Annotated in this window: 12 protein-coding genes; 8 read left to right on the top strand and 4 right to left on the bottom strand. The window is 69.7% G+C overall.

Annotation, left to right across the window (positions count from 1 at the left end):
* Positions 1-40: 40 nt before the first annotated feature.
* A complete protein-coding gene (locus OG936_RS10535; protein ID WP_406494113.1) occupies positions 41-1,015 on the bottom strand; it encodes an ArsR/SmtB family transcription factor in 975 nt (324 codons plus the stop codon).
* 61 nt (positions 1,016-1,076) lie between these two features.
* Here OG936_RS10535 and OG936_RS10540 point away from each other — a divergent pair, with 61 nt between their 5' ends.
* Complete coding sequence (locus OG936_RS10540) at positions 1,077-2,300, top strand: MFS transporter (protein WP_406494115.1); 1,224 nt, start codon at positions 1,077-1,079, stop codon at positions 2,298-2,300.
* 74 nt (positions 2,301-2,374) lie between these two features.
* Positions 2,375-3,301 carry an NADP-dependent oxidoreductase gene (locus OG936_RS10545; RefSeq protein WP_406494117.1) on the top strand — a complete coding sequence of 309 codons (927 nt, stop codon included), beginning with the start codon at positions 2,375-2,377 and terminating at the stop codon, positions 3,299-3,301.
* Positions 3,302-3,361: 60 nt separating this feature from the next.
* Here OG936_RS10545 and OG936_RS10550 read toward each other — a convergent pair whose 3' ends face one another.
* The gene (locus OG936_RS10550; RefSeq protein ID WP_406494118.1) at positions 3,362-3,820 is read right to left on the bottom strand and encodes a GNAT family N-acetyltransferase; all 459 of its coding nucleotides are present in this window, start codon (positions 3,818-3,820) and stop codon (positions 3,362-3,364) included.
* A gap of 115 nt (positions 3,821-3,935) precedes the next feature.
* Positions 3,936-4,583: a DsbA family protein gene (locus tag OG936_RS10555; RefSeq protein WP_406494119.1), complete on the bottom strand. Its 648-nt coding sequence runs from the start codon at positions 4,581-4,583 to the stop codon at positions 3,936-3,938.
* A gap of 131 nt (positions 4,584-4,714) precedes the next feature.
* On the opposite strand from OG936_RS10555, the gene pepN (OG936_RS10560) reads away from it, so the two are divergent.
* From pepN (OG936_RS10560) to pepN (OG936_RS10580), 5 genes are all read left to right on the top strand, one after another.
* Positions 4,715-7,330, top strand: coding sequence for an aminopeptidase N (gene pepN, locus OG936_RS10560; RefSeq protein ID WP_406494121.1), 2,616 nt, complete (start codon positions 4,715-4,717; stop codon positions 7,328-7,330).
* Positions 7,331-7,614: 284 nt separating this feature from the next.
* Positions 7,615-8,673, top strand: a complete 1,059-nt coding sequence (locus tag OG936_RS10565; protein WP_406494122.1) for a hypothetical protein — start codon at positions 7,615-7,617, stop codon at positions 8,671-8,673.
* 180 nt (positions 8,674-8,853) lie between these two features.
* Positions 8,854-12,165, top strand: coding sequence for a S8 family serine peptidase (locus OG936_RS10570; protein WP_406494123.1), 3,312 nt, complete (start codon positions 8,854-8,856; stop codon positions 12,163-12,165).
* Between the two features lie 229 nt (positions 12,166-12,394).
* Positions 12,395-13,423 carry an aspartate-semialdehyde dehydrogenase gene (locus OG936_RS10575; protein WP_406494125.1) on the top strand — a complete coding sequence of 343 codons (1,029 nt, stop codon included), beginning with the start codon at positions 12,395-12,397 and terminating at the stop codon, positions 13,421-13,423.
* A 243-nt stretch (positions 13,424-13,666) separates the two neighbouring features.
* Entirely contained in the window at positions 13,667-16,231 is a 2,565-nt protein-coding gene (gene pepN, locus OG936_RS10580) for an aminopeptidase N (protein ID WP_406494127.1), read from the top strand.
* Between the two features lie 319 nt (positions 16,232-16,550).
* Here the strand turns inward: pepN (OG936_RS10580) and OG936_RS10585 are convergent, their stop codons facing one another.
* Entirely contained in the window at positions 16,551-16,847 is a 297-nt protein-coding gene (locus tag OG936_RS10585; RefSeq protein ID WP_406494129.1) for a hypothetical protein, read from the bottom strand.
* Between OG936_RS10585 and OG936_RS10590 the strand changes: the two genes are divergently transcribed.
* Positions 16,833-24,530 (top strand): DddA-like double-stranded DNA deaminase toxin, encoded by a 7,698-nt coding sequence (locus OG936_RS10590; RefSeq protein ID WP_406494131.1) that lies wholly within the window; start codon positions 16,833-16,835, stop codon positions 24,528-24,530. The genes OG936_RS10585 and OG936_RS10590 overlap by 15 nt on opposite strands.
* Positions 24,531-24,650 lie beyond the last annotated feature (120 nt).

A 24,650-nucleotide genomic window follows, 5' to 3' on the forward strand; every position in this document is an offset into this window, starting at 1 on the left:
GATATGTCCGCCCCCCGACGGCCAAAACGCCCGCGCCCCCTCAGCCGTGACGCTGGGCCTCCACGAGTACGTCGCCCACGTCCGTACGGAAGTACAGCACCGACCGCCCGGCCCTTCGGCGACCGGCCAGACCGCTGTCCAGCAGGACCTTGAGGTGGCGGCCGACCGACCCCAGCCCCTGGCCGGTCAGGGCCACCAGCTGGGTAGTGCTCTTCGGGCTGGAGAGAAGGACGAGGACCGCCGCCCGTGCGGGGCCGAGCAGGCGGCCCAGGCTGTCGGGCACCCGCCCCCGTCCCGCGTCGGCCAGGGTGCCCGAGCAGGGATAGACGACCGCGTACCGCTGGGCTTCGTCATCCCAGGAGACCCAGCCCGTGCGTTGGGTGACCGGGACGAACAGCAGGCGCACGCCGGACAGTTGCTTCGGCGGATAGTCGTGCGCGTTGATCTGGAGCCGGCTGCCGCCGAGCCACCGCATACCCGGGCGCAGACGGCTCAGGGCGGCCGCCCAGCCGCCCTGGCTCAGCTGTCCGGTGCGCGCGACGATGTCCGCCTCGATGATCCGGCGGCGGCGCGGCCAGTCCGGCAGCACGGTCCGGTCCCAGACCCAGTGCAGGACGTCGGCGGCGCGCTGGGCCAGGTCGTCACGGTCCAGGAGCGCGGGGAGGGGGCCGCCGAGGGACACCTCCAGGTCCGCTCGGGCGCGGGCGGGCGTGGTCGCCCGGACGGGGGCCAGTTCCTCCTCGAAGGACGGTGTGCCCTCGCCCGTCGGTGTGGGCGTGATGAAGTCCGCGTTCCAACTGCTGCCGAGCGCCGCCGGTACGAGGCGGGCGGCGACCCGGTCGGCGGCCTGCCGGGCCCGGTAGGCGGGCAGATGGGCGTCGAGCCAGGCCCGTTCGCCGGGGTGCTCGGCCCGTCCCCTCTCCAGCGCGTTCAGGGCGGAGATCGTCTCGGCGAGCGGCGAGACGACGAACCGGCTCCCGGCGAGCGTGTCCGTGTTGATCTGCCACATGCCCATGACGTTTCGCCTCCGCGCGAAACTTTAACGATCGCCGTGGGCGGCCACCGAAACTCCCCGCATGCGCACCTACCGGGAACTCTTCCGGGCGCCGCAGTTCGGACCGCTCTTCGCGACCAGTGCCGTACAGGTGGCCGGGTCGACGACGAGCGGGCTGGCCCTCGGCACCCTCGTCTATGCCGCGACCGACTCGCCGCTGCTCGCCGCCCTGTCCATGTTCGGCTCCTCCCTCGCCCAGGTGATCGGGGCGACCGTGCTGATGTCGGCGGCGGACCGGTTGCCGCCACGGGCCGCGATGACCGGCATGGCGCTCGCCTTCGGGCTGGCCACGGCCGTCCTCGCCGTTCCGGGGCTTCCGCTGCCGGCCGTCTTCGCGATCGTCCTGGCCGAGGGTGTGGTCGCCGCGGTGGGCGGCGGGGTGCGGTACGGCCTGCTCAACGAGGTGCTGCCCAAGAACGGTTATCTGCTGGGGCGTTCCGTGCTGAACATGTCCGTTGGCCTCACACAGATCGGCGGGTTCGCGCTCGGTGGGCTTCTGGTGACGACGCTGTCCGCGCGCGGCACGCTGCTGGTCGCCGCCGCCCTGTATCTGATGGGTGCGGCCGTCGCCCGGTTCGGGCTGGTACGCCGTCCGCCGCGCGCCGCCGGGCGGCCGTCGGCCGCCGAGACCTGGCGGGCCAATGCCGTGCTGTGGTCCTCGGGCCCGCGTCGCCGGGTCTATCTCTCGCTCTGGGTGCCGAACGGGCTGATCGTCGGCTGCGAGTCGCTGTTCGTCCCGTACGCCCCCGGGCACGCGGGGCTGCTCTTCGCCTTCGCCGCGCTGGGGATGCTCATCGGGGACACGGTGGCGGGCCGGTTCGTCGCGCAGCGTTGGCGGGGGCGGCTGGCCACGCCGATGCTGCTGCTTCTGGCCGCCCCGTATCTGTTCTTCGCCGCGCGTCCGGCGCTGCCGGTGGCGTTCGCTCTGGCCGTGCTCGCCTCGGTCGGGTTTTCGGCGAGTCTGCTGTTCCAGGAGCGGCTGATGGCCCTGACTCCGGACGAGATCACCGGTCAGGCGCTCGGGCTGCACTCGTCCGGCATGCTCACCATGCAGGGCGTCGCGGCCGCGCTCGCGGGTGCCATCGCCCAGCGGACCTCGCCGGGGACGGCGATGACCGTGATGGCGGCGGCCTCCCTCGCGGTCACCCTGGCCCTGGCCGTGGCGGGGCGGCGGGCCGCGGGCCGCAAAAGCGGTGTACGGCGCGCGGCGCGTCTCGGGACTTCTGACGGTGTCGGCACTCGATAGTTTGGAATCGTGCCATGACGGGGCGTCAGCGGTCCCGGTCGGTCCCGGTACACCTCACATGGCCGAAGGAGAACATGGTGAAGACGTACCGCGCAGTGCAGTTCACGGAGTACGGCGGGCCCGAGGTTCTGCGGGTCGTGGAACGCGAGGTGCCGCGCCCTGGTCCGGGAAAGGTGCTGGTCGAGGTCCGGGCCGCCGGGGTGAACCCGCTGGACTGGAAGCTGCGCAGCGGGGCCGTCGCGGCGACGATGCCGGTGGAGTTTCCCGCGGTGCCCGGGGGCGACGTCGCCGGTGTCGTCCGGGACGTCGGCGAGGGCGTGAGCGACTTCGTGGCGGGTGACGAGGTCTTCGGTTCGATCGGTGCGGGCGGCTACGCCGAGTTCGTGGTGGCGCCCGTGGCGCAGCTCGCGCGGAAGCCCGCAAGCATGTCCTGGGAGATCGCGGCCGGGCTGCCGGTGGCGGTCAACACGGCCTGCCAGGCGCTCGACGACCTCGGCGTGAAGGCCGGGGAGACGCTGGTCGTGGACGGTGCCGCCGGCGGTGTCGGGTCCGTGGCCGTGCAGATCGCCAGGCATCTCGGCGCGACCGTGATCGGTACCGCGAGCGCGCGCAACCACGCCTATCTGCGCTCGCTCGGCGCCGAGCCGGTGCCCTACGGGGAGGGGCTCGCCGAGCGGATCCGCGCCATCGCGCCGCACGGCGCGGACGCGGCATTCGACACCGCGGGAAAGGGCTCGCTGCCGGCCCTCGTCGAGGTGACCGGCGGGCCGGAGCGCGTGGTCACCATCGCCGACCACCGGGCGGAGGAACACGGCGTGCGCTTTGTGTTCGCCGGCTCCGGTGCGATCCGTGAGCGTCTTGAGCGTGCGTCCGCGCTGGCCGAGAACGGCGAACTCACCCTGTCGGTGGCTCGCACGTACACGCTGTCCGAGGCGGCCGACGCCCATCGGGAGAGCGAAGGCGGCCACGTACGCGGCAAGCTCGTCATCGTTCCGGGCTGACGCCGGCCGGCCGGGGGCCGGGGCCCGGTACGTACGCCCGTACCGGGCCCCGGCGGGAGGTCAGTGGGGCGTGAACGCGTACTCCAGCAGCGGCAGTTCACGGCCGGGGATCGAGCCCGACGGGGTCGCACCGATCCGTACGGCACCCATGGCGAGGTAGAACGGCTCGGCGTTCGGGTCGGCGTCGATGGTGAGGCGTGCAAAGCCGAGGCGGCGGGCCTGCGTCGTGGTGTGCTCGAACAGGAGCCGGCCGATGCCCCGGCCCAGGGCGTCCGGGGCGACGAACATCATCCCGAGGGCGCCCTCGGGCGGGGCGCCCTCCAGGGTCGTGAAGCCCAGGACGCGGCCGTCCTCCTCGGCGACCGTCGTACGTCGGCGGTCGATGTCGGCCGGGTGCAGGGTGAGTTCGTCACGGCAGGCGGCGAGGAACGCCTCGTCGTAGCCCCAGTGGGCCTTCGATGCCAGGGCCAGCTCGGTCAGCTCCCCCGCCTCGGACCGTCGTGCCGGTCGTACGTCCATGTCCGCCCTGTTCCCTTCGCTCGGCTCCGGCGGCAGTTCGCCGTACCTGTTGTCCGCGTGGACCGCAAGGGTGCGGGGCCGGACGGCGGCCCGGCCCCGCACCCGGTCGCCCGGTTCAGTCGAAGTCGGGCTCGGCAGTCCGGGTCCGCTTGATCTCGTAGAAGCCGGGGACCGACGCCACCAGCAGTGTGCCGTCCCACAGCTTCGCCGCTTCCTCGCCCTTGGGGGCGGGGGTGACGACCGGGCCGAAGAAGGCGATCTGCTCGCCGTCCGGGCCCGGGACGGCGATGACCGGGGTGCCGACGTCCTGGCCGACCTTGTCGATGCCTTCCTTGTGGGAGGCGCGCAGCTCGGCGTCGTACGCGTCGGAGTCCGCGTAGTCCGCCAGCTCGGTGGGCAGGCCGACGTCCTGGAGCGCGGCCACGATCGCCTCGCGGGTCGGGCCCTCGCCCTGGTTGTGGAAGCGGGTGCCGAGCGCCGTGTAAAGGGGGCCGACGACATCGTCGCCGTGCTTCTGCTGGGCGGCGACGACGACGCGGACGGGGGCCCACGCCTTCTCCAGGAGTTCGCGGTACTCCTCGGGCAGCTCGTCGAGCCTGTCCTCGTTGAGTACGGCGAGGCTCATCACGTGCCAGCGGACCTCGACGTCACGGACCTTCTCCACCTCCAGCATCCAGCGGGAGGTCATCCAGGCCCAGGGGCAGAGCGGGTCGAACCAGAAATCGGCAGGGATCTTGCCGGTCGCCGTGCTGTTGTCAGACATGTCTCTCCTCATGAGGGCGTTCGCGCCTGTGCGCGAGAACGCCTCCGGGCGCACCGGCCATTCCCGCATGCCGGGTCGAGTGGCGGCATGGGAGGATCAAACTATTCGAACGTGACACAAAGGAGTGTGCCGTGCCCGGTGAGAACCTGTCCCGCGACGAGGCCTGTGAGCGGGCCGAGCTTCTGAGCGTCGACGGTTACGAGGTCGCTCTCGATCTGCGTTCCGCCGTCGGTGGGCCCGAAGGGGACGGCGACGGGGCCTCCTCCGGTCCGCGGACCTTCCGCTCGGTGACCACGATCCGGTTCCGCACCGCACGGACGGGGGCCTCGACCTTCGCGGATCTGGTGGCGCCGAGCGTGAACGCGGTGACGCTGAACGGGCAGCCGCTCGACCCCGCCGTCGTCTTCGACGGGACGCGGGTGGCGCTGGAGGGGCTGCCGGAGGGCGACAACGTCCTGGTGGTCGACGCGCAGTGCGCGTACAGCCGGACCGGCGAGGGCATGCACCGGTTCGTCGACCCGGAGGACGGCGAGGTCTACCTCTACACGCAGTACGAGCCGGCCGACGCGCGGCGGGTCTTCGCGAACTTCGAGCAGCCCGACCTGAAGGCTCCCTTCCGCTTCGAGGTGACGGCACCCGCGGACTGGACGGTCTGGAGCAACGGGGCGACGGAGTCGCGGGACGGCGAGGTGTGGCGGTTCGCCGGGACGAAGCCGATCTCGACGTACATCACGGCGATCGTGGCCGGTCCGTACCACTACGTCACCGACTCCTACAGCCGTACGTTCGACGACGGTACGAAGCTGGAGATCCCGCTCGGCGCGATGTGCCGCAAGGGGCTGGCCCGGCACTTCGACGCGGACGACGTCTTCCTCGTCACCAAGCAGGGACTGGACTTCTTCCACGACAACTTCGACTACCCGTACCCGTTCGGGAAGTACGACCAGGCGTTCGTGCCGGAGTACAACCTCGGCGCGATGGAGAACCCGGGCTGTGTCACGTTCCGCGAGGAGTACATCTTCCGCGGCAAGGTGACGCAGGCGGCGTACGAGGGCCGGGCCAACGTCATCCTGCACGAGATGGCGCACATGTGGTTCGGCGATCTCGTCACCATGCAGTGGTGGGACGACCTGTGGCTGAAGGAGTCGTTCGCCGACTTCATGGGTGTCTTCGCGATGGTGGAGTCGACCCGCTTCGGGGACGGCTGGATCACCTTCGCCAACAACCGCAAGTCGTGGGCGTACCGGGCCGACCAGCTGCCGTCCACGCACCCGATCACGGCCGACATCCGTGACCTGGAGGACGCCAAGCTCAACTTCGACGGGATCACGTACGCCAAGGGCGCCTCGGTGCTGAAGCAGCTGGTGGCGTACGTGGGGCGGGAGGCGTTCCTGGAGGGCGCCCGGCGCTACTTCAAGAAGCACGCCTACGGCAACACGCAGCTGGGCGATCTGCTGTCGGTCCTGGCCGAGACGTCCGGGCGCGACATGACCGCCTGGTCGCGGTCGTGGCTGCAGACCGCGGGCGTCAACTCGCTGACCCCGGTGGTCACGTACGACTCGGCGGACCGGATCACGGAGCTGGCGGTGCTCCAGGAGGCGGCCGAATCCCACCCGGAGCTGCGGCCGCACCGGGTCGCGGTCGGCCTGTACCGGCGGGCCGCCGACGGCGACCTGGTGCGGTACGCGCGCGCCGAGGTGGACGTGGCGGGGCCGCGCACGGTGGTCGGGGAGCTGGCGGGGGCCGAGCGGCCCGAGCTGATCCTGGTCAACGACGACGACCTCACGTACTGCAAGGTCCGCTTCGACGAGGCGTCCCTGGCCACACTGCGGGCGCACCTCGGTGACATCACCGACCCGCTCGCGCGGGCACTGTGCTGGTCCGCGCTGTGGAACCTGACCCGGGACGGGCTGATGCCGGCCCGTGACTTCGTCTCCCTCGTGCTGGCCTTCTCCGGCCGGGAGTCCGACATCGGCGTGCTCCAGATGCTGCACGTCTGGACGCGGACCGCGCTCACGCACTACGTGACGCCCGGGTGGCGCGAGGAGGGCGGCCGGGCGCTGGCCGAGGGCGCGCTGCGGGAGCTGCGGGTCGCCGAGCCGGGCAGCGAGCACCAGTTGGCGTGGGCGCGGTTCTTCGCGTCGGTCGCCGACTCGGACACGGACTTCCAGCTGCTGTCCGGGCTGCTGGACGGTTCGGCCCGGCTCGACGGACTGGACGTCGACCAGGAACTGCGGTGGGCGTTCCTGTCCCCGCTGGCGGCGCACGGGGTGGCCGACGAGTCGGTGCTCGACGCCGAACTGGCCCGCGACGACACGGCGTCCGGGAAGCGGCACCAGGTGCGGTGCCTGGCCTCGCGGCCGTCGGCGGCGGTGAAGGCGCAGGCGTGGGCGGGGGTCGTGGAGTCGGACGCGCTGTCCAACGCGTTGGTGGAGGCGACGATCACGGGCTTCGAGCAGTCGTCGCAGCGGGAGTTGCTGGCACCGTACGCGGACAAGTACTTCGCCGCGATCGAGCGGGTGTGGGCCGAGCGGTCGATCCAGATCGGCGTGATCGTGGTCAAGGGTCTGTTCCCGGCGCTCCAGGACGATCCGTCGACGCTCGCGGCCACGGATGCGTGGCTGGCCGCGCACGCGGACGCGGCACCGGCGCTGCGGAGGCTGGTACTGGAGGCCCGGGACGATCTGGCCCGGGCGCTGCGGGCACAGGGGTGTGACGCGGGGGCGGCCGCGGGAGCCGGGGTCTGACGGGTGCGCCGGGGCCCGGCGCCCCGGGTTTTGTCCTCGATCTCCGGACGGGCTTGCTTTTCGGGCCCGTCCGGGGTGGGGGCCTCATGCGGTCACCCGGCAGCCCGGCAGCGGTTCCGTCCTCGAACGCCGGACGGGCTGGAAGTGGCGGGGCGGGCCGGGAACAGGCAGGTCGGCACTTTCCGGTTGTCGAACGCGTGTACTTTAGGGCGGCGTTGTCCTGAATTGTCGACGGGTGTGTAACAGGGGTTAGCGCCGCGACCGCGTGCGGGATACCCCGGAGCATGACCCAGAACACCCCGCTCTCCCCCTGTCACCTCCGCATCGCCGGCGAAGTCCGTCAACGGGTGCTGTCCGCAGCGCAGTTGAGGGCGCACGGCGTGTCCGTCGCGGAGGCCGCCGCGCAGTGCCGGACCGGTGGGCCGTGGCAGCAGCCGCTGCCCGGCGTGTACGTCCTGCACCCGGAGCCGCCCACCGGCGAGGAACTGCTGCGTGCCGCCCTGCTGTACGCCGGACGGCCACCGGCCTCCGGTGGCCGCCGGCGGGAGGCGGGCGCGGAGTCCGGGTACGGCGAGGCCATGGTCACCGGCCTCGCCGCGCTCGCCCTGTACGGGTTCACCGGCGCTCCGCCGCCCGCGTCGGCGGCCAGGATCGATGTGCTGGTGCCGCGCACCCGGCGGCTGCGCTCGGAGGGGTACGTGCGTCTGGTGCGGGCAACCGAACCGCCCCGCCCCGAGGAGGTGCACGGTCTGCCCGTGGCCCCGGTGGAGCGGGCGCTCGCCGACGCGGTCGCCGGACTCGGGGACGCCTCGGCGGTACGCAGCCTGCTCACCGAGGCGGTCCGCGGCGGACATTGCGAACCGGCCGCCGTCGTGAGCGAGTTGAACCGGGCCGAACTGCTGGACCGTCCGCATGTGGCGGACGCCGTCGACGCGTTGCTCGCCGAGGGCCGGGCGCTGGCGGAGAACCGGCTGTACGACCTGGTGCGTTCGCACGGCCTGCCGGAGCCGCTGTGGAACGTGGACCTGCGGCTGCCCGGCGGCCCGCACCTGGGCGGGGTGGACGCCTACTGGCCCGAGGAGGCGGTCGCCGTGGTCCTCGACACCAGGGCACCCCTGCACAGCAGGCTCGGCGACGACCGGCGCCAGGAGGAGCACGACGCGCAGTGGGCCGCGTACACCACCGAGCGGGAGCATCTGGAACGGCTCGGCATCACGGTCGTCCATCTCTCGCCGAAAAGGCTCCGCAACGCGACGGAGCAGCAGGCGGTCGTGGTACGGACCGCGCTGATGGCGGCGGCCGATCGCGAACCGGCCGCGTACGTGATGATCCTGCCCCACTGAAAGCCGGGCCGCACAGGTCACTTATTCGCCACTTCATCCCTGATGGCACATCAGTCACAGTGGCGGGATTCTGCCATGTCGCCATCTCATGCACCCCAACTCTCCACAACCCCTGTCATTTACGAAAGGGTGAGCGGTCATCCGGTACCGAATTCCGGACTCTCTCTTTCACTTTCAGGGATGCTGATGACCTCCGAGTCCTCCAGTTCCATACCCGGGGCGAGACGTGCGGCCCGAGTCGCGGCCGCCGCCGGTCTGGTGGCCGCGCTGGCCGCCACCGGCGCCGCCCCGGTGTTCGCCGCCGACGCCCCCGTCCCCTCTCCCGTCAAGTCCGCCGCGAAGGGCGCCACGAGCGACAAGCTCGGCGCGGCCGACGCCGACCTTCTGGCCAGGGCCAAGGCCAAGGGCGAGAAGAACGTCACCATGATGGTCGCCACCACTCCCGGTGCGACCGAGCAGGTCGCCCAGCAGTTGGACGCCGTCAAGGGCTCCGTGATGGGGCGTACGTACGACAAGCTCGGCTACGTACGGGCCACCGTGCCCACCGCGTCGGCCGACGCGGCCATCAAGGCGGCTGCCAAGCTGTCGTCCGTCCAGGGCATCGATCTCAAGCAGGAGATCAAGCTGGACGACCCGACGCCCGCCGCCGACCGGGCAGCCGGTTCCACGGCCGGGATCAAGTCGACGGGCAGCTACCCGGCGCCGGACAGGAAGACCCCGGCGAAGAACCCGTACAACCCGTCCTTCGAGACGGGCGCGGTCGACTTCGTCGCGCAGCACCCGAAGGCCGACGGCCGCGGCGTGACCATCGGCATCCTCGACTCGGGTGTCGACCTCGGCCACCCGGCGCTGCAGAAGACCACCACCGGCGCCCGCAAGATCGTCGACTGGGTGACCGCCACGGACCCGGTCAGCGACGGCGACGGCACCTGGCTGCGGATGGCGGACGCCGTGTCCGGCCCGACGTTCACGTACCAGGGCCGTACGTACAAGGCGCCCGCCGGCGACTACCGGATCAAGATGTTCGCCGAGGCCGCCACCAAGGGCGGCGACATGGCGGGCGACCTGAACCGCGACGGTGACACCACCGACACGTGGGCCGTGCTCTACGACCCGGTCACCGGCACTACGCGCGTCGACCTGAACGACAACGGCGACTTCACCGACGACACCGTTCTGAAGCCGTACAAGGAGGACCACCAGGTCTCCTACTTCGGCACGGACGACCCGCGGACCGACGTCGTCGAGCGCATCCCGTTCGTCGTGGAGACGCGCAAGAACGTCGTCTACAACGCGGCCGGCGACACGTCCGACTACGTGAACATCGGCGTCATCGAGAGCGAGCACGGCACCCACGTCGCGGGCATCACCTCCGCGAACGGCCTGTTCGGCGGCAAGATGAACGGTGCCGCGCCCGGCGCCCAGATCGTCTCCTCGCGCGCCTGCACCTGGTCCGGCGGCTGCACCAACATCGCGCTCACCGAGGGCATGATCGACCTCGTCGTGAACCGCGGTGTCGATGTCGTCAACATGTCGATCGGTGGCCTGCCGCCGCTCAACGACGGCGAAAACGCCCGCACGCGGCTCTACAAGCGGCTCATCGACATGTACGGCGTCCAGCTGGTCATCTCGGCCGGGAACAACGGCCCGGGTGTCAACACCATCGGTGACCCCGGCCTCGCCGACCACGTGATCTCCGTCGGCGCGTCCATCTCCAAGGAGACGTGGGCCGCCAACTACGGCTCGAACGTCACCAAGAAGTACGACATGATGCCGTTCTCCTCGCGCGGCCCGCGTGAGGACGGCGGCTTCACGCCGACCCTGACGGCCCCGGGTGCCGCGATCAACAGCACCCAGACCTGGCTGCCCGGCGGCCCGGTCAAGGAGGCGGGCTACAGCCTGCCGGCCGGTTACTCCATGCTGCAGGGCACCTCGATGGCCTCGCCGCAGGCCGCCGGTGCGACCGCGCTGCTGCTGTCGGCCGCGAAGCAGCAGCACATCGAGCTGCCGCCCGCCGATCTGCGCGCCGCGCTGACCAGCAGCGCCACCCACATCAAGGATGTGCCCGCGCACGCCCAGGGCTCCGGTCTGATCGACATCGTCGGCGCCTGGAAGCTCATCGAGAAGCAGGGTGCCCCGGCGCACGAGTACACGGTGAAGGCCCCGGTCGACACGGCCCTCTCCGACTACCTCAAGACCCCTGGCTTCGGCACCGGCCTCTACGACCGCGAGGGCGGCCTGAAGGTCGGCCAGACGAAGTCGTACGACGTCACGATCACCCGCACCACGGGTCCGGACAAGAACGTCAAGCACCGGCTGTCGTGGAAGAACAACGACGGCACGTTCAAGCTGACCGGTCCCGGCGCGGTCTCCCTGCCGCTCGGCAAGCCCGTCACCGTCAAGGTCCAGGCGAAGCCGGGCAGCGCGGGCGTGCACAGCGCGATCCTGCTGGTGAACGACAACAAGACCGTCGGTGTGGACCAGCAGATCCTCACCACGGTGATCGTCTCCGACAAGCTCGTGAAGCCCGACTACGCGTTCAAGGCGTCCGGCTCGGTGCAGCGCAACGGCACCACGTCGTACTTCGTGACCGTGCCGGAGGGTGCCAAGACCCTCGAGGTCTCGCTGGGCGCGCTGCGCTCGGGCAGCCAGACCCGCTTCATCTCCCTCCACCCGTACGGGGTGCAGATGGAGAACAGCTCCACGACCTTCTGCTACCCGAACTACGAGAACCCGGCCAACCCCTGCCGCCCCGACGTGCGCTCCTACAAGGACCCGCAGGCAGGCGTCTGGGAGATCGAGGTCGAGGCACGGCGTACGTCGCCGCTGCTGGACAACCCGTACAAGCTGGACGTCTCGCTGCTCGGTGCGACCTTCGACCCGGCGGTGCAGACCATCGCCGAGGCGAAGATCGGCACGCCCGCCGCGGTGAGCTGGAAGGTCACCAACAACGCGGGCGAGCTGGAGGGCACCCTCAAGGGCGGCTCGCTGGGCTCGGCCAAGGTCGCCAAGCCGTCGATCAAGACGGGCGACGAGCAGGAGTTCGAGGTCACCATCGGTGAGGGCGTCGAGAAGCTGGACATCTCCATCGGCGGTACGTCGGACGCCAACGCGGACCTCGACCTGTACGTCTTCCGGGGCGCCACCCAGGTCGGCGCGTCCACCACGGCCGGGTCCGAGGAGTCGGTCAGCCTGGTGAAGCCGGCCGCCGGTACGTACACCGTCGTGATCGACGGCTATTCCGTTCCGGCCGGGACGACCACGTACAACTACCGCGATGTGTACTACGCGCCGTCGCTCGGCACGATCAAGGTCGACGAGTCGAAGGCCGTGCACCTGGCCAACGGCGCCTCGGCCCAGGTCGGCGCCGAGGTCACGGCCGCCGGGGCGGCCCCCGAGGGCCGGCAGTTCTTCGGCGAGGTCCACCTGGTGAACAGCCACGGGACCGCGGCGGGCACCGGCAGCGTCGTGATCGAGAAGGTCACGCCGTAGCGGGTGGTATCGCAGCGGTGACCGCGGTCGCCGCCTGATTCGTACGGCTGTGTGATTCGCACGACAGTGGGGCGGGTGCTCGGTGGAGCTCCCGCCCCACTGCCGTGCCCGCCACCGGCCGGCGGGCGGGCGCTGTCCGTACCGCGGACAATGGATTGGACAAGGAAGCCGTCGACATACGCATCATGGAGCGGCAACCGTGCCAGTTCGTACGTTCGAAGGAGTCCCTGTGAAGGTCGGAATCGTCGGCGCCACCGGTCAGGTCGGCACAGTCATGCGCAGGATCCTGGCCGAGCGGAAGTTCCCGGCCGACGAGCTGCGGCTGTTCGCCTCCGCGCGCTCCGCGGGCTCCACGATCGAGTGGCAGGGCCGGGAGATCACGGTCGAGGACGCTTCGACGGCCGACTACTCCGGGCTGGACATCGTGCTGTTCTCGGCCGGTGGCGCGACGTCGAAGGCGCTCGCCGAGAAGGTCGCCGCGCAGGGCGCCGTCGTGATCGACAACTCCTCCGCCTGGCGCAAGGACCCCGAGGTCCCGCTGGTCGTCTCCGAGGTCAACGCGCACGCGATCGCGAACCGGCCCAAGGGCATCATCGCCAACCCGAACTGCACCACGATGGCCGCCATGCCCGTGCTGCGCCCGCTGCACGACGAGGCCGGTCTCCAGACGCTGACCGTCGTCACCTACCAGGCGGTGTCCGGCTCCGGGATGGCCGGTGTCGCCGAGCTGCACGGCCAGGCGTCCAAGGTCGTCGCCGAGGCCGACAAGCTCACGCACGACGGCGAGGCCGTCGACTTCCCCGAGCCCGGCGTCTACAAGCGTCCGATCGCCTTCAACGTGCTCCCGCTGGCCGGCTCGATCGTCGACGACGGCTCCTTCGAGACCGACGAGGAGCAGAAGCTCCGCAACGAGTCCCGCAAGATCCTGGAGATCCCGGAGCTGAAGGTGTCCGGCACCTGTGTCCGGGTGCCGGTCTTCTCCGGCCACTCGTTGCAGGTCAACGCGCGTTTCGCCCGTCCGATCAGCGTCGAGCGCGCCTACGAGCTGCTGAAGGACGCCCCGGGCGTCGAGATCTCCGAGATCCCCACCCCGCTCCAGGCCGCGGGCAAGGATGCCTCGTTCGTCGGCCGGATCCGGGTCGACGAGACCGTGGAGAACGGCCTCGCGCTCTTCGTCTCCAACGACAACCTGCGCAAGGGCGCGGCGCTGAACGCGGTCCAGATCGCGGAGCTGGTGGCGGCGGAGCTGAAGGGCTGACGCCGCACGCGTGAAAGGGCGGCCGCCCAGGGTCTTTCGTTGGGATCAGGCCGGATCCGGCACCGGGGCACACGAGCCCCGCCTGATCCGAACGAGAGACCCTGGCACCGGTGGCCGCCCTTTCGTATCCGTCAAAAGGCCACCCGAGTCCACTCCGCTCAGGCACAGGGCATAGGGCATAGGGCATGGGGCATGCGACGTGGAAGGATGACCGAAAACGTCGCATACCAAGGAGATGACCGCGTGCCTGGCACCAATCTGACCCGCGAAGAGGCACAGGAGCGGGCGCGCCTGCTGACCGTGGACGCGTACGAGATCGATCTCGACCTCTCCGGAGCGCAGGAGGGCGGGACCTACCGGTCCGTCACCACCGTGCGCTTCGACTCCGCCGAGGCCGGTGCGGAGACCTTCATCGACCTGGTCGCCCCGGCCGTGCACGAGGTCGAGCTGAACGGCCGCGCGCTGGACGTCGCGGCCGTGTTCCGCGATTCTCGCATCGCGCTCCCGCACCTGGTCGCGGGCTCCAACGAGCTGAAGGTCGTCGCCGACTGCTCGTACACCAACACGGGCGAGGGCCTGCACCGCTTCGTCGACCCGGTCGACCAGCAGGCGTACCTCTACACCCAGTTCGAGGTGCCGGACGCGCGCCGCGTCTTCGCCAGCTTCGAGCAGCCCGACCTGAAGGCCACGTTCCGGTTCACCGTGAAGGCCCCGTCAGGCTGGACCGTGATCTCCAACTCGCCGACGCCCGAGCCGCAGGACGATGTCTGGTCCTTCGAGCCGACACCGCGCATCTCGACGTACATCACGGCCCTGATCGTCGGCCCGTACCACGCGGTGCACAGCAGCTACGAGAAGGACGGCCAGTCCGTTCCGCTCGGCATCTACTGCCGTCCGTCGCTGGCCGAGTTCCTCGACGCGGACGCGATCTTCGACGTGACGCGGCAGGGCTTCGACTGGTTCCAGGAGAAGTTCGACTACGCCTACCCGTTCGCCAAGTACGACCAGCTGTTCGTCCCGGAGTTCAACGCGGGCGCGATGGAGAACGCGGGCGCGGTCACCATCCGCGACCAGTACGTGTTCCGCTCGAAGGTGACGGACGCGGCGTACGAGACGCGGGCCGAGACGATCCTGCACGAGCTGGCCCACATGTGGTTCGGCGACCTCGTCACCATGGAGTGGTGGAACGACCTGTGGCTGAACGAGTCGTTCGCCACGTACACCTCGATCGCCTGCCAGGCGTACGCGGAGGGCTCGAAGTGGCCGCACTCCTGGACCACGTTCGCCAACTCCATGAAGACGTGGGCGTACCGCCAGGACCAGCTGCCGTCCACGCACCCGATCATGGCGGACATCCGTGACCTGGACGATGTCCTGGTCAACTTCGACGGGATCACGTACGCCAAGGGCGCCTCGGTCCTGAAGCAGCTGGTGGCGTACGTCGGCATGGACGCGTTCTTCACGGGCGTCCAGGCGTACTTCAAGGCGCACGCGTTCGGCAACACCCGGCTGTCCGACCTGCTGGGCGCGCTGGAGGAGACCTCCGGCCGCGACCTGAAGACCTGGTCGAAGGCGTGGCTGGAGACGGCGGGCATCAACATCCTGCGTCCGGAGATCGTCACGGACGAGAACGGTCACATCACATCGTTCACCGTCCTCCAGGAGGCTCCGGCCCTGCCCGCAGGCGCGAAGGGCGAGCCGACGCTGCGCCCGCACCGCATCGCGATCGGCTGCTACGACCTCGACGACGCCGGCAAGCTGGTCGTCACGAATCGGATCGAGCTGGACGTCGACGGCGCGCGCACGACCGTGCCGTTCCCGGCCGGCACCGCCCGCCCCGCCGTGATCCTGCTCAACGACGACGACCTGTCGTACGCGAAGGTCCGGCTCGACGAGGAGTCGCTGCGCGTCGTCACCGCACACCTCGGCGACTTCGTCGAGTCCCTGCCGCGCGCCCTGTGCTGGGCCTCCGCGTGGGACATGACCCGTGACGGCGAGCTGGCGACCCGGGACTACCTCTCCCTGGTGCTCTCGGGCATCGGCAAGGAGTCGGACATCGGCGTCGTCCAGTCGCTGCACCGTCAGGTGAAGCTGTCGCTGGACCTGTACGCGGCGCCGCAGTGGCGCGAGGCCGGGCTGACGCAGTGGACCGAGGCCACGCTTGCGCACCTGCGTGCGGCGGAGCCGGGCAGCGACCACCAGCTGGCCTGGGCCCGCGCCTTCGCGGCCACGGCCCGCACCCCGCAGCAGCTGGACCTGCTGCAGTCGCTGCTCGACGGCAAGGAGACGGTCGAGGGCCTGGCCGTCGACACGGAGCTGCGCTGGGCGTTCGTCGAGCGGCTCGCCGCGACCGGTGTGTTCGAAGAGGACGAGATCGCCGGCGAGTACGAGCGCGACAGGACGGCGGCGGGCGAGCGCCACGCGGCGACCGCCCGCGCGGCCCGCCCCACCGAGGAGGCGAAGGCGGAGGCGTGGGCCTCGGTCGTCGAGTCCGACAAGCTGCCGAACGCCGTCCAGGAGGCGGTCATCGCCGGCTTCGTCCAGACCGACCAGCGCGAGCTGCTCGCCCCGTACACGGAGAAGTTCTTCGCGGCGGTCAAGGGCGTCTGGGAGTCACGCAGCCACGAGATGGCGCAGCAGATCGCGGTCGGCCTCTACCCGGCCATCCAGGTCTCGCAGGCCACCCTGGACGCCACGGACGCCTGGCTGTCCTCGGCTGAGCCGTCCGCGGCCCTGCGCCGCCTGATGTCCGAGTCGCGTTCAGGCGTGGAGCGCGCCCTGAAGGCCCAGGCGGCGGACGCGGCGTAACAGCGGAAAGCGGAAAGCGGAAAGCGGGGGCGTCCCGGACGGGGCGCTCCCGCTTTCCGCTGCCATGGGCGAAAGCGCGGCGCGCCGGATGCCCATCGGTCAGGTACTCGGGTGCCACCCGTGGTCGAGCCGCGGATCCTCGGCTCGGGCTCAGCCCGACAGCCTCTGAGTGAGCGGGCCGTCTTCGCACCGCCGCCCGGCCGAGCCGACGCAACGCGAGGCCGGGAGGGTACGGCGGGAAGACCCGGTCCCATGCGAAGAAGGGGTGAGCCCCGGCGTACAGGACGCCGGGGCTCACCCGGGGAACGGAATCCGGCCGTCAGCCGAAGGACTTGATCGCTTTCCAGTCCACGCTCAGGACGATCTTCGCGGCCGGGTTCGTGTTCGTCCGGGACGGATAGTAGATCCGCGTCTGGCCGTCGGTGGCGAAGATGGCCCAGATGTCGGGGATCTTGTCGTTGTTGACGTCCGGGATGCCGAGCGCGATACGGATGTTGGTCTCCTGCCAGCTGGTGCCGTAGGAGACGTCGCCGTTGAGGGAGTTGGCAGCGACCTTGAGCGAGTCGAGGTCGACGCTGCCGCTGCCGGAACCGGGCTTGCCGTGGCGGACGTACATGTTGCCGTTGTCGAGGTTGCGCCACAGCAGGTCGGGGGTGCCGTCGCCGTTGATGTCGGCGACGTTGACGATGTCGCGGCGGGCCCAGGCATCGGCGTTCATCCGCGTGGCCGTCTGGAAGGTCGCACCGGTGTAGCCGGACAGCGCCCAGAACTCGGGCCCGGCCCGCAGCACGACCCGATCGCGCTCGGCGTGCCCGACGGCACCGACCCGGCCTCGATCGCCGGTGAGTGGAAGGTCGACCTGGCCGCGCCGGCCGCGTCCCAGGACGCCGGCGTCTCCGGCCTGATCATGCAGGTCACCCCGCCGGCCACCGCCGAACCGGCCGCGCAGGTCGCGCTCACCGTCGACACCACCGGCTTCGCCGACCTCTACGGCCCCCAGGCCGCCGACCGCTTCGGCCTCGTGCTGCTGCCCGAATGTGTTCTGACCTCCCCCGACAGCGGCGACTGCGCCGCCGACGGCGGCGTGCAGACCATGTCGGGCGGGGCGGACCACGACAGGGCCGAGCGACTGCGCAGCACGGTGGAGGTGGTGCCGGCGAACAAGGCACCCACCAAGTCCACCGCCGCGAAGAACGCACCCACCCGCAAGATCCTCTCCGGCTCGGTCCCGGTCGCCGGCCTGCTCGGCGGCGAGGCGGCCTCGAAGGCGACCGGCGCCTCCGTCCGTACCGCGGCCCTGCAGGCGGTGGACGCCTCCGGCCCGCAGGTCGTCGGCGCCATGGACACCGGCGCATCGGCCTCCGGTGACTTCACCGCGTCGCCGCTGCTGTCCTCGGGCTCGTGGTCGGCCGGCGCCTCCTCCGGCGCCTTCACCTACGCGTACCAGGCACAGGTACCGGAGACGGCCGGCGGGCTGATCCCCAAGGTGGCGCTGAGCTACTCCTCGCAGTCGGTCGACGGACGCACCTCCGCCACCAACAACCAGGCCTCGTGGATCGGTGACGGCTGGGACTACAACCCGGGCTCCATCACCCGCACGTACGCCAACTGTCGCGAGGATTCGAAGAAGCCCGGGTCGAACAACGCCACACACCGCACGGCCGATCTGTGCTGGGGCTCGGACAACGCCACCCTCTCGCTCGGCGGCATGACCACCGAGCTGGTGTGGGACAAGACCAAGAAAACGTGGTTCACCGCCAACGGCGACGGCTCCAAGATCGAGCAGATCAAGAACAACACCAGCGGCAACGGCGCCAAGGACGGCGAGTACTGGGTCGTCACCACCCGTGACGGCACCCGCTACCACTTCGGCCGGCACAAGCTGCCGGGCTGGAGTACCGGACAGCCGGTCACCGACTCCGTCCTGACCGTGCCGGTGTACGGCAACCACCCGGATGAGGACTGCTACAAGGCCGGTGACTGGGCCGGTTCCTGGTGCACCCAGGCCTGGCGCTGGGGACTCGACTACGTCGAGGACATCCACGGCAACGCCATGTCCCTGTGGTGGAAGCGCGACAAGAACTACTACGCCCGCAACTTCAACTTCAAGGCGCCGGTCGTCTACGACCGCGACGGCTACCTGGACCACATCGACTACGGGCAGCGCAAGGACAGCATCTTCTCCGAGACCGCCCCGGCCCGTGTCGGCTTCCAGGTCGACGAGCGCTGCCTGGGCGAAGGCACGCTGAAGTGCACGGAGGCGAACTTCACCGACAAGGACCCGGGCAAGTACCGCATCTGGTACGACACCCCGGCCGACCTGCGGTGCGAGTCCGGCAAGAAGTGCTGGAACGCCGGGCCGTCCTTCTGGAGCCGCAAGCGCCTGGTCTCGATCACCACCTCGGCGCAGCGGCGCACCGACACCACCGCGCGTCAGGTGGTGGACAAGTACACGCTCACGCAGAGCTTCCCGGTCCTGCGGACCGGTCCGAACACCGCCCTGTGGCTGGAGTCGATCCAGCGGACCGGATACGCGCGCCTCGGCAGCACGGACAAGAGCGTCACCCTCAACCCGGTGCGTTTCGAGTCCAACGCGGAGGACATGCCCAACCGGGTCATGCGGCCCAAGGACCCGCGCCCCGGCTTCTCCAGGCTGCGTGTCGCCCGTGTCATCAACGAGTACGGCGGCGAAACCGTCGCCACCTACAAGCCGGCCGTCGGTGACTGCGCCACCGGCACCAACCTGCCCGACAAGAAGGACACGGCGGCGCTGAAGGCCAACATCCGCCTGTGCTATCCGTCGTTCTGGCATCCGGACCCCGAGGTCGAGGACATCGACTGGTTCCACAAGTACGTGGTGGACACCATCGAGGAACTCCCCAACGTCGACGGCGCGTTCAGCACCAGGACGGCGTACTCGTACAAGAACGCCGGGTGGAAGCTGGCCGAGGCGGAGTTCACCAAGAAGTCCACGCGCACCTACGCGCAGTTCGCCGGGTTCGAACAGACCACGGTGCTCACGGGCGAGAACGAGCCGACCATCGGCAGCAAGAAGTCGAAGTCCGTCACCCGCTACTTCCGCGGTATGGGCGACACCGTCTCGGTGAAGGACATCACCGGTGCCGAGATCGCCAAGGACTCCGAGCCGTTCGCTGGCCGCATCGCCGAGGAGCTCAGCTACACGAGCGCGAGCGACGCGGACACCGACTGGCTGTCCCGCAGCGTCACCGTCCCGGCCGCCACCGAGCTGGCCAAGCGCGACCGTGACGACGGTCTGAGTCCGCTGCGCGCCTGGCGCGTCACGGAGCCTGTGGAGATCGCGTACACCAAGTCCTCCGGCGCCGGTGACGACAAGGCCACCGAGCGGGTCGTGAAGACCGAGACGACCTACGAGGCGACGTACGGTCTGCCCACCCTCGTCGAGTCGTTCGGTGACACCGCAAAACCCGATGACGAGTCCTGCACCAAGCTGGAGTACGTCCACCAGACCGGCAAGAACATCATCGGCCTGACCAAGCAGGCACTGGTCTCGCCGACCACGTGCGCGAAGGCCGACTTCGCCGACCTGACCACTCTGAGCGGTGCCACCCGCACCGCGTACGACCACCAGGCCTACGGCGCCGAGCTCGCCGGCACCACACGCGGCCTGGCCACCGAGTCCTGGTCGCTGAACGGTGCGGGAACCGGATTCCAGAGCAACGGAACCACTGATTTCGACGCCATCGGCCGCGTGGTCAAGCAGACCGACCCGGACAACAAGTTCTCCACGATCACCTACACCCCGTCCTCCGGGCAGGTCTTCGAGGTCACCGAGACCAACGCCCGCGGCCACTCCCAGAGGCAGGAGCTGGAGCCGGGCCGTTCGACCACCCTCAAGACGACCGACACCAACGGCCATGTGAGCCAGGCGACGTACGACCCGCTGGGCCGCCTCGACGAGGCCTGGGCCCCGGGCCGCACCCCGTCGGCCTCGTCCGTGCCGGACTTCAAGGCCGACTACACGATCCCGACGTACAACCCGGAGAACCCGGACCGCAAGCCCCCGTTCGTCACGACCCGCACGCGCGGGTTCGAGGACCGCGTCGAGACCTCCGTCACCCTCTACGACGGCCTCGGCCGCGAGCGGCAGACGCAGGAGGAGGCCAACGGCGGCGGCCATCTGATCACCGACACGCTGTACAACAGCTCCGGTGAGGTCTGGCAGACGAACAACGCCTACCTGACCCACGAGGCCGAGCCGGGTGAGCTGTTCACCCCGCTCGCCGACACGGCCGTCCCCAACATCACCCGCTACACCTACGACGGTCTCGGCCGGGTGGTCGAGGAGATGCCGGTCCTCAAGGTCATGGACCCGGAGACCAAGGAGGCCACCTCCCAGCCGGTCCCGGAACGGGCCACCCGTTACAAGTACGGCCAGGACTGGTCGGAGGTCGTCAACCCGTCCGGCACCTCCTCCTACCGTGTCTACACCGACGCGCTCGGCCGCTCGTCCCGGGTGGACACGTACAACTCGGCCGCTCCCGACGGCTTCACGTCGATGCGGTACGAGTACGACAAGCGGGGCCAGCTCGTGAAGGCGGTCAACTCCGCCGACAAGACGCACCCGTGGACATGGACCTACGTCCACCGCGGCCGGCCGGACTCCGCCACCGACCCGGACTCGGGCACCACGCGGACCTCCTACGACCGCTTCGACCGCCCGCTGACCACCACCAACGCGCGCGGCATCACCGTCTGGAACGGCTACGACGAGCTGTCGCGGCCGACCAAGCAGCGACTGAACGACGAAAACGGCACGCTGCTGGCGGATTTCGGCTACGACACCGCCCCCGGCGGCAAGGGCATGCCCGCCACCGCCACCCGCTACACCGACGGCCTGGCGTACACCCAGAAGATCAACGGCTACACCAAGGACTACCAGCCGACCTCGACCACGCTGAACCTGCCGCTGACGCTGGCCGCCACGTGGGGTCTTGCGACCTCGTACACGTACGGCTACACGTACAACGACACGGGCATGCTGGAGGAGGCCACGCTGCCGGCGGTCGGCAACTTCGCCGCCGAGAAGCTCGTCCCCCGCTACAACAAGGACGGCCTGCCCCTGTCGATATCCGGCAAGGACTGGTACGGCTCCGAGACGGTGTACTCCTCCTACGGGCAGGTGCTGCGCTCGACCCTGGGCGCGCAGCCGTACCGGGTATGGGCGCAGAACTCGTACGACGAGTCGAGCGGCGAGCTCCAGGAGCAGTCGGTCTACCGCGAGCAGACCGGGGACAAGACCCTGGTCGACGGAAGTCTCGTGTCCAACCGGTCGTACACCTACGACCCGGCGGGCAACGTCACCTCCATCCAGGAGCACTCGGACGGGATCGCGGAGCGGCAGTGCTTCACCTACGACCCGCTGGGTCAGCTGAAGTCGGCCTGGACCTCCAAGGACCAGACCGGGTGCGCCGCTCCGAAGGGCAGCGACGGCACGCTCAATGTGACGGCGGGCAAGGACAGCTCCGGCTACTGGCAGGAGTACGAGTACGACCTGGTCGGCAACCGCAAGAAGCTGACCGAGAAGGACCTGACCGGCGACACCGCGAAGGACGCCACCACCACCTACTCCTACGGCAAGGCCGACGGCACCCAGCCGCACACGCTGACCAAGGTGTCGAAGGCCTACACCACCCCGCAGGGGGCGCAGGTCAAGTCGGAGGCGGAGCGCCTGTACGAGCTGACGGGCGAGACCAAGTCCGTCACCTCCCTCCAGAACGGCGACAAGCAGGATCTGACCTGGACGTATGACGGCCAGGTCGACCGGATCAGCGGTCAGGGCGCGGGCGGCAAGACCCCGTATGTGGGCCTGGCCGACAAATGCCTCGACCTGAGCGCCGGCCTGGCGGCCGCCGGGCAGGCCATCCAGCTGTACTCGTGCAACTCCACGGTGGCGCAGAGCTGGCGCTTCACCCCTACTCCGGGGACGGCGCAGGCCGACCGCGACCGGGGCGCGCTGAGCGTCCACGACGACTGGTGCGTGCAGCCGGCCGGGAACACGGCCGGATCGGCGATCCAGCTTCAGAAGTGTGACGGTTCGGCCGGCCAGGAGCTGAAGCGCAACGCGTCGGGTCAGCTGACCCACGTCGCTTCGGGCCTGTGCCTGGCGGTGAAGGACGCGAGTTCGGCGAACTCGACCCCGATCGTGCTGGCCGTCTGTGACGGCACGAAGCCCGCGCAGCTGTGGGAGCCGCAGAACGACACCCGTCACATCTACGGACCCGACGGATCGCGGCTGCTGACGATCAAGGACAAGCAGGCCACCCTGTATCTGGGTGAGGCCGAGGTCACCGTGGGGCAGGGCGGTGTCCTGATCAACACCCAGCGCACGTACGCGGCGCCCGGTGGCGCGGTCATGCGCTACGCGTCCGGCACGGGTGGTGACGCCCTGGTCGCCCTCACCGGCGATCATCAGGGCAGCACCTACGCGGAGGTCGCGCTCAGCGGCTCGATGGCGGTCCGGATCCGCAAGCAGGACCCGTTCGGCAACCAGCGCGGGAACGGCACGGTCGGCGTCAAACTGCAGACCCATACCGGGTTCCTGGGTGCCACCCGTGACGACGCCTCCGGCTACCAGCCGCTGGGCGCCCGTCTCTATGACCCGGTGGTCGGACGCTTCCTGTCCGTCGACCCGGTCCTGGACCTGAACGACGTACTGCAGTCCAACGGTTACGCCTACGCGCACAACAACCCGGTGACGATGTCCGACCCGACGGGTCTGGCCATCTCCCTGTCCGCTTCCGAACGGGCCGCGGCCCTGGCGGGCGCGGGCCTGTCCGCGGCACAGGTCGCGCAGGCCCAGGCGATGCAGGGCAAGTCCCTGTCCTCGGTGATCCTGGCCGTGGCGTGGGAAACGCTGAAGGACTTCGTCGGCATCAACGACGCCCTGTCCTGCTTCGGCGGTGACATGTGGTCCTGCGGCAGCCTGATCATCGGGGCGATCCCGTGGACCAAGCTCGGCAAGATCCCCTCCGTGATGAAGGCCATCAACCGCACGATCAAGGCCATCGAGTCCTTCCGCGTGGCGAAGAAGGCGGCCGAGCTCGTCCTGAAGGCCGCGAAGGCGGCCGAGGCGGCCGCGCTGAAGGCCAAGAAACTGGCCATCGAGAAAGCCAAGAAGGAAGCCGCGCAACGAGCCAAGAAGAAAGCCGCCGAGGCGGCGAAGAGAACGACCGACAAGGCCGTCAGCCAGACCAAGAAGACCGGCAACCCGGTCCAGAAGCAGGCCCAGGTCAAGGCAGCCCCCAAGGCCTCGTCGTCATCCGGCGGCGGAGGCGGCGGAGGAGGCAAGAGCAGCGGCTCCAAGCCCGGCGGCAACTCCGGCGGCTCCTCCCGCAACAGCGGCGGCTCCAGTGGCAGCGGCGGGTCCGGCAAGACCGACGGCGGAGGGACGTGCAACAGCTTCGTCCCCGGCACCAAGGTCCTGATGGCCGACGGCTCCACCAAGCCGATCGAGGAGGTCAAGACCGGCGACAAGGTCGTCGCCACCGACCCGGAGACCGGCGAACGGCGGATCGAGACCGTCACCGCCGAGATCAAGGGCCAGGGTCTCAAGCACCTCGTCAAGGTCACCATCGACACCGACGGCAAGAAGGGCGCGAAGACCGCCCAGGTCACCGCTACCGACGGCCATCCCTTCTGGGTCCCCGAACTCGGCGAATGGATCAAGGCCACCGACCTCCACGCCGGCCAGTGGCTCCAGACCAGTGCCGGCACGTACGTCCAGATCACCGCGATCGAGCGCTGGACGGCCCAGGCATCGGCGGTCCACAACCTCACCGTCAGCGACCTGCACACGTACTACGTCGTGGTGGGTCACACATCGGCACTGGTGCACAACTGCACCGAAGCTAATATCCAGGAGGTCATAAACAGTCTTGACGGCAAGCACGTCACCACCGGTGTGCCCACCAACGCCGATGGGACCCCGATCGGTCCGGAGTTCAGCAGTGGCAACGACGCGGCCTCAGCTCGCGCCAACGCCACGCTCCAGCAAGCAAGCGGACGTAACGCTCAATGGGACTCGGCGTCTCACGCAGAGCCGAAGATCGCCCTCTGGATGAATGACGAGGGTATCGACTTTGCGAATGTCGCCATCAACAATACGTACGTTTGCGGTGGTCGCGGCGGGGCAGGTTGCGTGAACATCCTCCCGCATATCCTCGAAAGTGGACGGACCATGGTCGTCTGGTATCTCGACGGACAAGGAGTCTTGCAGAATACCGGGCCGATCGTAGGCCGGGCGCCAAGAAGGAGATGACTCTCTCAGGGGCCCGGTCGGCCTGCACTTGGCACGCTAAGATCACCCCATCGGAGAAGGGAAAAGATCACCGTGGTGGTGCGATGCAAGGCGCTCAGTGAAGCCGATCGGGCTCAGTGG

Source organism: Streptomyces sp. NBC_00846 (assembly GCF_045207325.1).
Taxonomy (GTDB): Bacteria; Actinomycetota; Actinomycetes; order Streptomycetales; family Streptomycetaceae; genus Streptomyces.